The 13,866-nt window shown below is 44.8% G+C and carries 8 protein-coding genes; 1 reads left to right on the top strand and 7 read right to left on the bottom strand.

The genetic code is table 11. From position 1 onward, the window contains the following. Window positions 1-660: 660 nt before the first annotated feature. From secDF to EJL04_RS13440, 3 genes are all read right to left on the bottom strand, one after another. Complete coding sequence (gene secDF, locus EJL04_RS13450) at window positions 661-3,657, bottom strand: protein translocase subunit SecDF (RefSeq protein ID WP_125105265.1); 2,997 nt, start codon at window positions 3,655-3,657, stop codon at window positions 661-663. Between the two features lie 107 nt (window positions 3,658-3,764). Further along, a complete protein-coding gene (locus EJL04_RS13445) occupies window positions 3,765-4,850 on the bottom strand; it encodes an endonuclease/exonuclease/phosphatase family protein (RefSeq protein WP_021853384.1) in 1,086 nt (361 codons plus the stop codon). Between the two features lie 26 nt (window positions 4,851-4,876). Then, window positions 4,877-5,800, bottom strand: a complete 924-nt coding sequence (locus EJL04_RS13440) for a rhomboid family intramembrane serine protease (protein ID WP_125105264.1) — start codon at window positions 5,798-5,800, stop codon at window positions 4,877-4,879. Between the two features lie 213 nt (window positions 5,801-6,013). On the opposite strand from EJL04_RS13440, the gene EJL04_RS13435 reads away from it, so the two are divergent. Beyond that, the gene (locus EJL04_RS13435) at window positions 6,014-6,286 is read left to right on the top strand and encodes an HU family DNA-binding protein (RefSeq protein ID WP_021853382.1); all 273 of its coding nucleotides are present in this window, start codon (window positions 6,014-6,016) and stop codon (window positions 6,284-6,286) included. Window positions 6,287-6,768: 482 nt separating this feature from the next. On the opposite strand, the gene EJL04_RS13430 is transcribed toward EJL04_RS13435, so the two are convergent. From EJL04_RS13430 to EJL04_RS13415, 4 genes are all read right to left on the bottom strand, one after another. Then, window positions 6,769-7,875 carry an OmpA family protein gene (locus EJL04_RS13430; protein ID WP_125105263.1) on the bottom strand — a complete coding sequence of 369 codons (1,107 nt, stop codon included), beginning with the start codon at window positions 7,873-7,875 and terminating at the stop codon, window positions 6,769-6,771. Between the two features lie 20 nt (window positions 7,876-7,895). After that, window positions 7,896-8,399 carry a hypothetical protein gene (locus EJL04_RS13425; protein WP_125105262.1) on the bottom strand — a complete coding sequence of 168 codons (504 nt, stop codon included), beginning with the start codon at window positions 8,397-8,399 and terminating at the stop codon, window positions 7,896-7,898. Window positions 8,400-8,513: 114 nt separating this feature from the next. Then, window positions 8,514-11,813 carry a coiled-coil domain-containing protein gene (locus EJL04_RS13420; protein ID WP_125105261.1) on the bottom strand — a complete coding sequence of 1,100 codons (3,300 nt, stop codon included), beginning with the start codon at window positions 11,811-11,813 and terminating at the stop codon, window positions 8,514-8,516. 169 nt (window positions 11,814-11,982) lie between these two features. Next, window positions 11,983-13,539, bottom strand: coding sequence for an IS1634 family transposase (locus EJL04_RS13415; protein WP_125105260.1), 1,557 nt, complete (start codon window positions 13,537-13,539; stop codon window positions 11,983-11,985). Window positions 13,540-13,866 lie beyond the last annotated feature (327 nt).

Below are 13,866 nucleotides of genomic sequence, written 5' to 3'. Positions count from 1 at the left end.
TTGATAGTAAAACACCGCAAAACGCTGAAAATCGCACGGTTTCCTAGTCGTTACCATTACTTTTCAGATACTCCGTTAAATGTTTATTCATCAAACGGTTAGACGAAACCGTTCAGAATTTAAAATAATACCACTCATCCAATATCCGTCATTAACCATATTTGAATATTACCTAATCAAGACATTTATGAATAACAATGGTTTGCCAGCTTATACAATTAACAAAAAGCATTATAATCATCGCAGCATAATTTTACGAAAAACTCATCACTCGTCACATCCGAACATAACATATTGTGTTTCATAGATAAGTAATGTGACAAGTTGTGTTTTTAACTCATCACGCAACAAGTAAATCATTATCTTGTTGTCCTTACCTAAATTTGGTTGACTTCAAATATATGATTCTCTCCATGATATCTGCGTGACGAGTTGACAGCCCAACTCATCACGTTCTAACTCTCTGTTTGTCAGGACATTACAGCAAATTACAACGTGTAATGAGTTACTAATGAAAAATATTCTTACAGCAGCCCAAAATCTGTGACAGAACACAGGAAAGCCATACATAAGAATATACAAAAAAGGTGGATACACATTGATGCGTATCCACCCTATCTATATTGAATATATGACTTAACGTCTTATTCAGTAAAACACTTATGCAGCCTTAACCTCTGATGTCTTGTTGGCCTTGCGACCTAAAGTGATGTAAGCAATAGGAGCTGCAATGAAGATTGAAGACAGTGTACCGAATACAACACCAAGAATCATCGCGAACGAGAAGCTGCGGATGCTGTCACCTCCAAGGAAGAAGATACAAAGCAATACCAGCAACGTTGTTGAAGACGTGTTGATTGTACGTGCCAATGTCTCGTTCAGAGAGTCGTTGAATATTGTCCAATAGTCACGCTTCTTGTACAGTCCGAGGTTCTCACGTATACGGTCGAACACAACCACCTTATCGTTGATTGAATAACCGATAACGGTAAGGATAGCTCCGATGAACGTCTGGTCGATTTCGAGAGAGAACGGAACCAGACCCCACAATGCTGAATAGAAGCCGATAACGATTATCGTATCGAGAGCCAGAGCCACTGTTGAACCAACAGAGAAGGCTACATTGTGGAAACGGATGAGGATGTATAAGAAGATGGCTATAAGAGCGAATATGACGCTTATGATAGCTCCGTAAGTGATATCCTTAGCAACTGACGGACCCACCTTGGCACTACTGATAATAGAGCCGCCTGCGCGTACATCAGGATTCTTGAACACCTCTACGCTCTTCTGTGTCACCATGCCTGCGCTTGAGAGCGACTTGAACAGGATGTCCTCTACCTCGTTGTCAACTGCCGGATTGTTAGAGTCAATCTTATAGTTAGTTGAAATACGGATGGTCTTGTGGTCTGTACCCAATGCAATTGCGCTCACTGTACTGTTCGGGAATGCCGGACGGAGCACTGCAGTTACCTGCTCAGGCTCTACGGCCTTCTCAAGCTTGATTACATAGTTACGTCCACCTGTGAAGTCGATGCTCTTGCTGAGACCGCGAACTGCGAAGCTGATAGCGAACAGCACAACTGCAATACCTGCTATTGTGAAGGTCTTACGGTACATCGACATAAAGCCGATGTTTGTGCCCTGCAGGAACTTGCGAGATATCTTTGTTGTGAAGTTCTGGTTCAGCCACTTGTCTTTCTTCATCTTGTGCTCATAAACGAGACGTGTAAGATAAACGGCTGTGAAGAATGAGCAGCAGATACCGATTATAAGAGTTGTGGCGAATCCGCGGATAGGACCTGTACCGAAGACATAAAGGATGACACCTGTTATGATTGAGGTAAGGTTAGAGTCGAAGATAGCAGAGAAGGCGTTGCCATAACCGGCCTCGATAGCCTGCTTGAGCTGCTTGCCCTTGCGTAACTCTTCCTTGGTACGTTCATAGATAAGCACGTTAGCGTCGACGGCCATACCCAATGACAGCACGATACCGGCAATACCCGGCATGGTCAGCGCCGCCTGGAAGGAGGTTAGAATACCTAACGTAAAGAAGAGGTTAAGTATAAGTGCCAAGTTGGCCATCATACCCGGAATCAGGTCGTACATGACGATCATGTAGATCATCAGCAATACGAAGGCTACAACGAACGAGATAAGACCCTGCTGGATTGACTGTGCACCGAGTGAAGGTCCTACGACATCCTCTTGAACGATACGTGCAGGTGCAGGCATACGTCCTGACTTAAGCGTGTTGGCCAAGTCTTTTGTATCCTCAATGGTGAAGTTACCGTTGATAGACGACTGTCCGCCAGGAATTTCACCGCTTACGCGAGGTGCGCTGTAAACAGCATCGTCGAGCACGATGGCAATAGCCTTACCCACATTAGCCTTTGTAAGGGCTGCCCAGCGGCGTGCACCGTCTGAGTTCATGGTCATGCTTACCTCAGGAGCACCTGTAACGTTGTTAAACTGGTCTGTAGCATCTGTTATCACGTCGCCTTCAAGCGGAGCACGTCCGTTGCTCTGTGTAACCTTTATTGCATAAAGTTCGAACACATTCTTTACAGAAAGTCCGTCAGCAGGCTTAGCGCCCCAAAGAAGTTTCAGGTTAGACGGGAGCACCTGCTTGGCAAGTTCTGATGTGATAATCTTGTTGATTGCTGCTGTATCGCGTACGTTAGCATATCCTACAACGCTCAGTGAGCCCTGCGGAGCCAGCTGCAACATAGCCAGCAGAGGATTCTGCTTCTTGGCGAGAGCGAGCTGTGCATCAGTCTCAGTAGCCTTGGCAGCGCTCTTTGTATCGTTCTTTATCTGGAACTTAGGCTTAGCCTCTGCCTTTGCGGGTTCAGCCTTGGCAGCTGTGCTGTCGCTTACGGCTGTTGTATCAGCGGCAGTAGCAGACGAACCGGCAGCAAGGCGCTGGTTGATCTGAGCCAGATACGGAGTAACCTCTTCGCTGTTGAATGTCTCCCAGAATTCGAGGTTGGCGCTACCCTGAAGAAGTTTACGGATACGCTCAGGCTCGCGGATACCAGGCATTTCTACCATGATACGGCCCTGCTGTCCCTCAAGTTTCTGGATATTGGGCTGAACAACGCCGAACTTGTCGATACGGTTGCGCACTACGTTGTAAGAGTTGTCGATAGCCGACTGAACCTCTTCGCGCAGAGCCTTCTCCACCTCAGCGTCAGAGCTTTGTGTGCTCACCTTGCCCTTAAGCTGCTGTGTGGCAAAAACTTCAGCCAGACGATGTCCGGGCGCATTCTGATGATAATACTTAATGAAAAGAGAGATAAAATCACTCTGACTTGTCTCTTCCTCCTTCTTAGCCTGTTCCATTGATTTAACGTAGGCAGCGTCTGTCTTGTGGTCAGCCAGCACGTCTACAACATCAGGAACAGAAATCTCGAGGATTACGTTCATACCGCCTTTAAGGTCAAGACCCAGACCAATCTGCGTCTCCAAGCACTTCTGGTAAGAATAAATACCCAGATATTTAACAGAATCCTTGTAGTTCTGCTGGTCAATCGGGTCTTTAATCTTTGCTGCCTGACTGTCGTAATAGCTAGTTGCGACAGAGAAAGACAAATAGAAAATGCTTGCAAGCGTCAATAAGACGGCTGTAACAATTACAATTCCTTTGTTTTGCATTTTGATTATTATTAATTTTTAATGTTTTTTCGAGTTTGATATTAATAGGGCACAAAGATAATTATTTTTTTAAACTTTGAAAAATTTAATGCCTCTTATTATTCATTTTAGCGGTTATTTTTATCCTTTCCACGCTTTTTGAGCCAACAATAAATGGGGTAATGGTCTGAATAGCCGATACTTCGGTCAACTTTGCACTTATAGGGCTGCCACAGCTTTGAGCACATTATGTTGTCTATGCGCACAAAGATGGCGTTGTGGTGATAGGATATGCCCGGACCGTTGCCCGACTCAACATAACAGTCGGTAAGCTCGCGCGCCAGAGTACGGTGAGTGTACGATATGGGGTTGTCGTTAAAGTCGCCGCAAAGAATCACGTTGTCGCCGCTATTCCTCACATATTCGGCCACGGCCTCAGCCTGCGGCGCACGTATCTTGGCAGACTCTCCCAGCTTTACTGCCAGGCGTTTCGACTCAGCCCTCACCGTGTCGCTTCCAGCCTTGCCCTTAACCATGTCCTTGAAGCCGGCACGGTCAGCAAGCGACAGTCCGGAGGTCTCAAGGTGATTATTCACCACAGTAACCGTGTCGCCGTCCATTTTCACCTTAAAGGCTGCACTGACGTTGCCCTTAGACACATAGTCGATGCGCTCGCGCGCCACTATCGGATACTTGCTCATCAAGACGAGACACTCGCCCCCGTCCTTGCTCCTCACAGAGTCGATGTATTCGTATACGCCCTTTATCGCGTTTTTTATGTCATCGTCAATGCGTGCTTCCTGCAGGCACACGATGTCGGCATCGGCAGCCACAATATATTCAAGTATCGGATTGTCGTGTCCTTCGGGGGCATTGTCGCTGGCAAAATTATGCACATTATACGACATCACCTTTATCGAGCCAGGCGGCACGTCGCGGCTGATGTTAAGCGGCCAGTAAGTACGCACGGAAGAATAGCTGACAACAAAGCCAAGCAGGGAAATAAGCATGTACCTGCGCCTGAACACCGCAAAAAAGACGAGAAAGCAGAAATTGATAAATATAAAGCCTGGAAATATCAGTCCGATATTGGCCATTATAGGATGCTCTGTCGGATTGATGCGGTCCGACAGGCCTACCAGAAACATGGTAACAGCCGTTGCCACATTGGCCCCGGCTATTATCTGCAAAGTAAGGTCTTTAATTTTTTTCATTCACAATAAAGCACATCCGTCATGTGCTATTTTCCTCCGTCAAAGAGTTTACGTTTTTCCTCCTCGCTCAGGCTGTCGTATCCGCTTCGTCTAACCTTGTCGAGTATGCGGTCTATCTCGTCCTGTTCAGCCTTCCTGCGGGCGTTGTAGTCCCAGTCTGATTCGTTTCTTGTCCTGTCATATCCTCCGGCATTGTCCGACTTACGGTGAGAGCGGCGCTCCCAGTTGCTCTTCAGGTTGTCGAAGAACTGCTGTCCCTTCGACCTTCCGAAAGTGCCTCCGCCCGGATTGTTGCGCCAATATCTTATCAGCAGCCATCCGAAGAGCATACCACCGAGGTGGGCGAAATGAGCCACACTGCTGTTTGACGTGCCGAGAGCCGACAACAGCTCAACAACGATGTAGATGCACACAAACCACTTGGCCTTTATCGGCAGCGGAAGCGGGAATATGAACAGGCGCTCCTCAGGAAACAGCATGCCGAAAGCAAGCAGCACACCGTAAATGGCACCAGACGCGCCTACTGTTGTCCAAAGATTGAGAATAGCCGAGCTGTTATGCGCCACTGCCATTATATCGCCGAAGCCAAAGCCCGGTATCTGGTCGCTGGCAAGCATGTAGAACTCGCCAAACTGTGTTATCAGCTGTATAAGTCCGGCACCGACTCCGCAGACCATATAATAGAAGAGAAACTTCTTAGGTCCCCACACATTCTCAACCACGCAGCCGAACATCCACAGGGCAAACATGTTGAAGAACAGATGCGTGAATCCGGCATGCATGAACATATAAGTGAAGAGCTGATATATCTGGAAATCGCGCGCAAGGAAGAAGTGAAGTCCAAACACGCTGTTCAAGTCGACGCCCTGACGGCCGAACACCCATGTGGCGGCGAACATCAGCACATTGATAATCAGCAAATTCTTTGTAATAGCAGGTATTCTGAACATACTCAAAATAATTTTTCTAGCATAATAAACGTCGGCAAAAATACTAAAAATATCTGTTATATAGCATAAAGCAGGGCATATACCAACTTTTTTTCATTAAATTCTTCACTTTTTTTTATTTTTTGTTTGACAAATAAAATGATTAGGCTATATTTGCGATAAAAATAGGTTGGGATAATTTTATACTCTAATATTTTAATAACAATTTTAATTATGAACAAAACAGAACTTATTGAAAAAATAGCTGCTGGCTCAGGTTTGTCAAAAGCTGATTCAAAGAAAGCACTCGACGCAACCGTTGCAGCCATCAAAGACGCTCTCGTAGCAGGAGATAAAGTTGCACTTGTTGGCTTTGGAACATTCAGCGTTAACGAGCGCCCGGCTCGCGAGGGTATCAATCCTTCTACAAAGGAGAAGATACAGATTGCTGCTAAGAAGGCTGCGAAATTCAAGGCCGGAGCAGAATTAACTGATGCTTTGAACTAAATAAAAGCTTCGAAAATACATAAGCCTGTATCCATACGGATGCAGGCTTTTTTGTTTATCCCCACCGGCAGATGCGCTGAAGCATGTCAGCACCGCCATTTATGAGAAAACGGCAAGCAAACATACAGGATTTTCACTTTAAGCGAGAATATTCAGACCATGTTTTTCACAGGCATATCAGGCATCTGAAAAGCAGACGGTAAGACTTATAAAAGACTTAAAGATCAACCTTGCGCATGATAAAACAAAAGCATCATGCAGCAGCATAATGCCAGACTGAGGCGCATCAATAAAACTATAAAAGAACGGGAACAGGAAATAAGAAATCTGTGAAAAAAGAATTTGTAAGAATAAGAAATAGAAAAAAAGTCCAGTCTAGCTTGTGTCTTGATTTTCAACAGTGTAAATGATCTTTTTTTTAAAAAAACGGGAGGAGACTACGACTTTCACAAGCCCAAATGTCTCCACCCTCCTGCAATCGACTAATTGGATATAATACAAATTGATACACGGTTCATGTCGTTGTCAGCAAACGGCTGGACTTCAGACCCCTTGTAAGAGGTCTTTATCTGCGACGCAGACACACCGCATTGTTCTGTAAGCATCTTCTTAACAGCCTCCGCACGCTCAGAAGACAAGCGGCTGTTTATAGCAGTAGTGCCTGTTCCGGCATCAGCGTAGCCTGTTATTTCGACAATTGCATTTTTATGATTGTTTAAATATTTAGAAAGTTCCACTACCTTTTCGCGCTCTGACTCACGGATAACGCTTGAGTTTATCGTGAAGAATACGTCGCGCTTCATGCCCTCGTCCTTTACTTCTTCTACAACAGGCTCGCTTACCGGCTTCTCTTCAACGACAGGCTCTACAATAGTCTGCTCTACAGGCTCCGGAGCCGGGGCAGCCTTCTTCTTGTAGGTCTTGCCCAGACGGATTGTAACGCTGGCAAGAGCGTTGAAGTACCAGTCGGCATTGCCTGCCTTCTTTGAGTTGTACTTGTCTGAGAGGACGTTTGCGTTACCCTCGATGCCGAGGCTTACGCGGTCGCTAACGCGGAAGTCGAACGACAGACCGCCACGGCCTACGGGACGAACCTTTGTGCCGCTCCACACGTAGCGCATGTCATAGCCTGCGTTGGCCAGTTCGTTGGCCTCATCGTTACCAAAGCCGATGTTTGCACCGCCGCCGATGAAAGCTGTAACACTGAACAGACGCATTGGGTTGTAACCGCAGATGGCATTAGACAGATTGAACATAAAGTCAATGCCGGGGGCTACATAGTTGTACTTATACGTAGTGTTTACGGCCTTGCCGTCCAGCATGTATCCGTTCCAGCCGCCCTTGCTCTGCCAAGCACCTACAGAAAGACGTGTGGCAAACCACGGGGTAAACTGATATCCGGCACCTAACTGAACCGTAGGAGAAAGCAAGTCGCCAAAAGAGGCCTCGCCCAATGTATACTGGGCACCGCCGTGAACGCTTACAAACCAATGCCTGTTGAACTCGTACTCAGGTTCGCTTTCCTGAGCTGACACGGGATTTCCCATAAACAGGAAACCTGCGGCCAATAATAAACTTAAATAACGCATAGCTAATGGTTTTAATTTTTTCAATTGTTCTTATAATTATTCTCTTGAGCCACCTTGGCAATGGTGAGATACCAGTTGCCGCCAACACGTGTCGGATTAACCGAGCATTTTATCGTGTTAGGACGGTTGTCGCCCTTAGGTTTCTCAAAAAACTCGATCGTGTAACGCACCTCGGTGTCGCTGTCGCTATAGAGGAGAAGTTCATCTATCTTGTAAGACAATACCGGGAATGTGGTAAGAGTCTTGCGTATCTCCTTTGAGCGTTCTTCCGAAAGAGGCATCACCTTGTTGTCCTTAACCTCATACAGCTGGCTCATAGCTCCGTCGATGTCGTTGTTCTTCAAAGTTTCCAAGAACTTCTTTGTCATGTCGAGCAGCATCATGGTGTCCTTGCTTGTACGAACCATCTGCTGGTCCATACGTGGATCTGCCGGCAAGATAGTCTCCTTTTTCTTCTTATCGCCACAAGAAGCCACAATAAACAGGGCCAAGGCCATTACGACATATTTAGCTGATTTAATCATAGAAACTTTATTATTTTTAAAAGGAGCGCCCCTCAATTACAAGGAGCGCTCCCGATTGAAGTTTTATTTTCCTTTCAGATTCCTTTTACTCAAAGTCATCTGTAGCATCACTCCTTAACGTCTTTTTACAGATGCAGGCACCTGACCGCGAGGATAAACAGGTATCTTGACATACTCTGTCAGTTTACCGTATGCATATTCTACTGTTACAGGGATGTAAACATAGAACATTTCCTCTACGTTAGAACCACCATTGTTCTTGAAGGTGATGTTGTTGCCGCTCTGGCTCAGTGACAGGTTAACAGCTTTGTTTGTAAGCTCAGAGAGTTTAGCAGCTGTCATAGCATCAGCATAAGACAGGTCGTTGTTTGCAACAACGCTACCACCATTAACAGCCAGTGTGTACTTCGCCTTGCTCAGATCGAAGAATATAGACTTAACGTCATAGTATTTCCAGAGCTGTACGGCATACTTCTCAAACTCAGTAGGATTGCCGATAGCAGTCTGAGCCACTGCGTATCCGCGGAAGTCTGTTATTGAAACAAGCTTGCCAGCGTCAACTGTAGAACCGCTTACGAGACCTTCCTCGAAACCGCCCTTAGATACTGCGTCTACACGGATCGGAGCTATGAGGCATACATCATACTTCTTAACGAGAACCTTGTTGTATCCATTAATCTTAGCCCATACGCTGATGCTGATCTTCTTGTCGTGAGTTCTAGCAGGAATACCCTTTTCGTCAGCCTGTGCAAGCGGGTTGATCAGGTTCCAAGCATCCTCTCTGTTTCTCGGAACGAACAGGTAAGGAGTTGCCTCTGTATCAAATGAAGTACCCCAAGACTTGTCACGGCCAGTCCATGTCAGGCGAGCTGAATTCTGAACACCATTCTTCAAGAGATAACCGTTAAAGTTAACCTGATCGATACCAGCCTCATCAAGGTCATTACCGTTAACTGTGTAACCGGCGATTGTCTGGTCAGCAGAGAACTGAAGATCCCAAAGACCACATTCTGTCATGTTCTTGATGAAGAAGTTGTTACCTTTACCCCACTCTGATGTATAACCGAATGCACTTGTGAGGTTGTTGCGGTATACTACCTGTGCCTCTGTCTGTGCAGGTGTACCATACTGAACAGGCAGCACGTCATAAGTGTTATACTTCTCGAACCAGTATGTATCGAAGTAACCAGCGATAGCAGGCAGTTCAGGCAGTTTAACAGTGAACTTCCAAGTCATCTTCAGGTCAGGATACTGAGCAGGCATAGAAGATTTGAATGTTATAACCTTCTCAAGTGTTACATAACCCTTCTTCTGATCTATAGTCTTAACGTCGTCAGCATCAATTGTCCATGTAGCAGCAAGAGCATCACCATTCTCGTTAGTAGTGTTCTTGAATACTAAATCGCCATTTGTTGAGTTAGCCGGATCAATTGTTATATCATTGAAAGAATAAACTTTCTCAAATGTAGCCTGATCAAGACCTTCAGCCTGTACCTTTGCATAAACCTTAGTGATCAGCCAATCCCATGTAAGTTCTGCTGTCATTGCATCGCAGCTAAGTGTCTTCTCGTCAACCTTGTCATCAAGAGTTACGTCATCAAGCATCTTCTGAGACCACTTAATCTTCATATAGCGCTCGTCAAGAAGATTATTGTTTACTGTATCGCAAAGCATGATACGAACGATAGGCTCTTTACCTACGCAAGCCATGTTGTTAGTTACTCCATCAGGAAGTTTTGAAGAAATAACACCCTCTGGAGTTACTGTTGCAAATTGCTGCTGGTCTGTTCCGTTAGGAGCAGCTGTGTTGTAAGTTTTTGAAGGAATAGCAAAACGGAAAGCAATGCCATACTTCTTCAACTCATCTCTTGTAATCTGAGTGTGCTTGTCAGCTCCGTTCAGGTAGCAACCTGTTACGAGCTCAGCAAGATTCTTTGTCTCATTGTAGTAAACCTCTGTAGTAACAAGCTCGTTGTTGTCAACCTTAGAGTTCCAGATGCTTGTGCTGTCAGCATAGTGATGCTGAGCGTCAGAAGCGTTCCAAGCAAGCTTAGCTATTCTCGGTCTGAATGTAGTTTCTACAAGACGAGAGTTCTCAGAATAGATGTCTGTTGTAGTATTATCCTTGTTGAAACGAGGAACCTTCAGAGCAACGATGTAAGTCTTGTTGTTGCCAAGATCAAGAGATCCTGTTGTAGTCTTCTTCAGTTTAACAGTCATAAGACCGTTCTTAAAGCTTTCGATACCGTTGAAAGCAACCGGAGAGTTATCGAGCACGGCTCTTACCTCAGCTGTAGCAGCAACGAAGTCGATATTCTCTGCATCAATATTCTCTTCCTTAACAGAGCTTGGGTTAAGTCTGTAAGTAGCTGTCGTCTGACCGTTGTCAACATAGACAGGTGCAATTTTAAGCTCACCGGTACCGCTTGTTCCAGGAACAACAGGAACATAGCTCAGTACACGGAACTCAACAGCCTCGATACCACCAACATAAAGATCTGGAACGAGAGAAATGCTGTTCAGCAGTTTCTCAACAAAAACAGTAAGAGTATTGATGTTGTCGTTAAGACCACCCTCACCGCTGATAAGGTTGTTCAGGTCGTCAATCTGCTTCTGAAGAGCCTTCTCAAGCTCATCAACGCTTGTTACAGTAGCATAGTCAGACAAAGAATTCTGAAGTTCAGCGATAGCCTCCTCTGCTGCAGAAACTCTCTTTTCGATGTTCTCAATGTCATAAGCCTCAAGCTTGTCGGCAAGATCCTTCAGGTCGTCAGCTGTAGGCAGAGCCTCGATCTGCTCCTTCAGTTTGTCGATCTGTCCCTGATAGTCAGCGTCAGCAATCTGCTGCTTGAAATCCTCAAGAGCCTTCTGCTGAGTTTCGAGATCCTTTGCAACAGCCTCTCTTGCGATAGTAGCGATGTCAAGGCTTTCAAGAGCCTCAACTCTACCCTTCAAGTCATTAACTGTCTTCTGAAGTTTCTCGAAGTCACCTGTCATGGCTGTGATTGTAGCCAAAGCTTCCTCAACGCTCTCAAGTCTTCCGTCAAGACCAGTAACAGCTTCGTTTACAGCATCAATTTTTGCGTTCAAAGCAGCCTCCTTAGCAGCGAGGTCACCTTCCAGAGTAGCAACTCTTGCCTCGAGTGCAGTTACAGTAGCCTGATCAGCTTTCTGATCGATGGCAGCCTGGAGCTGAGCCTTGGCATCAGAGATTTGAGTATTAAACTCGCTTCTTACACTGCTCAACTCGTTTGACAGTGTAGTCTGCAAGTCAGCCAACTGATTCTGTAAAGCAGTGATGTCATCTTTGTTCGCATTGATGTCATCCTCATAGTCTTTACAAGAAACGAACATGCTCATTGAAGCGCATAGGAACGCTACAAGAAGCAAAGAACTGAAAATTTTTCTTTTCATTTGATAAACTAATTTAATTAAAAACTATATATATAATTATTTTTGGATTATCTAAAAACCCGCTCTTTCTTACCAAGAGATAGACATATGCCCTGAAACCTTGCTGTTATCGGGATTTTCAGCTCTTTTTGTCAATAGTTATTGTTATTAATGCTTTTTCCTGACTTCGTCAACGTGTCACCCAAAAATCATCAGTAAACAATGAAGCAATGCGTTGATGACGTTTCATCAGCATAGTTCTGTTGATAGTCTGCTTACTTTGAGGCAATGTCATCTGTATAGTCACTATAGTTTTAGCAAGTTCGAGCACCTTGTCCACACTCATATTTATGCCTGATAGTTTCAGCAGACGCTCCAATTCCTTGTAAACTTTCAAGGCCACGAAGCAGATACAGACATGTGCTTCTATCCTGCGCCTTGTAAAGTGAAACATTGGTCTTATCTCAATCTTTGATTTTGATATGCGGAAAGCTCTTTCAACATGCCACAGGTTATGGTAGGCGGCATATACGTCATTGACGTGTATATTCGTATTGGTAAGGTATCCTTTGAGACCATCCCATTTCGCATCCTTCTCCAGTTTCTCGTAATTGATGGTCACCTTTACATTTCCTTCCATTTTCAGGAATTTGTTGTATCCACGCTTGTTGATATTGTCTTTGGTAAGCGTACCTCTGTGGTATGCCTTCTCCAGACGGCGTATACCTTTCTCACGGTTATAAGCATCCTTTCGGGCACGCTCTTCTGTATATCCGACCAACAACCTCTGTCCGTTACCTTTATCGTATTCAACCATTTGGCGGTCCGTCTTAGGCTGCTCCAGTATCCATTCCTGTATCTTCCTGCTCTCGTTCTTGATTTTCGCACCGATGATATACTTGTAACCGTTTGCTTCAAGGTCGGCTATATTATCGTTGTTCATCAACCCTGAGTCAGCCACCACGACAAAATCTTCCAGCTCATATTTCCGGACAAATTCAGTCACTACCGGAAGCATCGTGTGCCCCTCGTACTTGTTGCCCTCATGGATGCAATACGCAAGCGGATAGCCGCCAATGCTGACCAACAGTCCCAATATAATCTGAGGGTTCTGATGACGCCCTTCCTTGGAGAAACCGGTTTTGCGAAGCTCGTCCTCATAGTCCGATTCAAAATAGAGTGTGGTGACATCATAAAACAGCACACCGATGTGGCCGCCTAAAATATTCTTCGTGTGAAGGACGCTTATGTCCTGAACTATCTTATGTTGGTTATCGCTCAGTTTGTCCAAATAACGATAGATCTTCGACAGGCTGACATCTTCGTCAAAATGATTCTTCAGATACTCCACTGTCGCAGCTTTGCTTGCAGGATAAGACAAACGGGCTTTTACAAGTTGGCGGAATACCTCATCATCTATCCTGTTGAATCCAACGCTGTCAAAGACACGGTCAAGTATCAGGTCCGCTCCATTGATCGAGATGTTGGTTATGCACGAAAGCATCTGTTCGGCACTCAGAAGTTCTGCATCACACTTCTTACGTTCCTCACCGAAAAGATCCAGCCGTGGATGGCGGTGTTCCTGTTCCTCATATATCCATTTACGACCTTTCATTACGAGAGAATCTACCTCTTCTTGAGTGCGCGCTATACCTATAGTGGTAAGCTCATTCATCTTGCCCTTGACCTTTTCAACCACTATGACACCTACATTGCCTGATGGGTATTTCTTTTTACGTATAAACATGTTTTTTGCATCGTGTCACCCTAAAATGGGTGACACAAAATTACAAAATATTGTTTATCAACGAATTATAATGTTTAGTTTTTTTGAGTGACGAAGTCAGGAGATAGACATATGCCCTGAAACCTTGCTGTTATCGGGATTTTCAGCTCTTTTTGTCAATAGTTATTGTTATTAATGCTTTTTTCAACGTTTTTGAAAAAAAATCATTAAATCATTTGCAGATATTAGTATTTGTTCATATATTTGCATCGGAATTCTATCTCTTGGTAAGAGATATACAACGAAAAATCCTTATACCTTATTAATTATATAAGGAAGCATATCCAA

The sequence above is a fragment of the Prevotella marseillensis genome, assembly GCF_900625065.1.
Taxonomy (GTDB): domain Bacteria; phylum Bacteroidota; class Bacteroidia; order Bacteroidales; family Bacteroidaceae; genus Prevotella; species Prevotella rara.
The sequence above is the reverse complement of the archived record's forward strand: the minus strand, read 5'-3'. Positions and strand labels throughout refer to the sequence as shown.

What these genes read in the sequence shown, in the direction of transcription:
- secDF (WP_125105265.1), bottom strand. Translation starts at nt 3,657, where the DNA reads ATGCAAAACAAAGGAATTGTAATTGTTACAGCCGTCTTATTGACGCTT.
- EJL04_RS13445 (WP_021853384.1), bottom strand. Translation starts at nt 4,850, where the DNA reads ATGAAAAAAATTAAAGACCTTACTTTGCAGATAATAGCCGGGGCCAAT.
- EJL04_RS13440 (WP_125105264.1), bottom strand. Translation starts at nt 5,800, where the DNA reads ATGTTCAGAATACCTGCTATTACAAAGAATTTGCTGATTATCAATGTG.
- EJL04_RS13435 (WP_021853382.1), top strand. Translation starts at nt 6,014, where the DNA reads ATGAACAAAACAGAACTTATTGAAAAAATAGCTGCTGGCTCAGGTTTG.
- EJL04_RS13430 (WP_125105263.1), bottom strand. Translation starts at nt 7,875, where the DNA reads ATGCGTTATTTAAGTTTATTATTGGCCGCAGGTTTCCTGTTTATGGGA.
- EJL04_RS13425 (WP_125105262.1), bottom strand. Translation starts at nt 8,399, where the DNA reads ATGATTAAATCAGCTAAATATGTCGTAATGGCCTTGGCCCTGTTTATT.
- EJL04_RS13420 (WP_125105261.1), bottom strand. Translation starts at nt 11,813, where the DNA reads ATGAAAAGAAAAATTTTCAGTTCTTTGCTTCTTGTAGCGTTCCTATGC.
- EJL04_RS13415 (WP_125105260.1), bottom strand. Translation starts at nt 13,539, where the DNA reads ATGTTTATACGTAAAAAGAAATACCCATCAGGCAATGTAGGTGTCATA.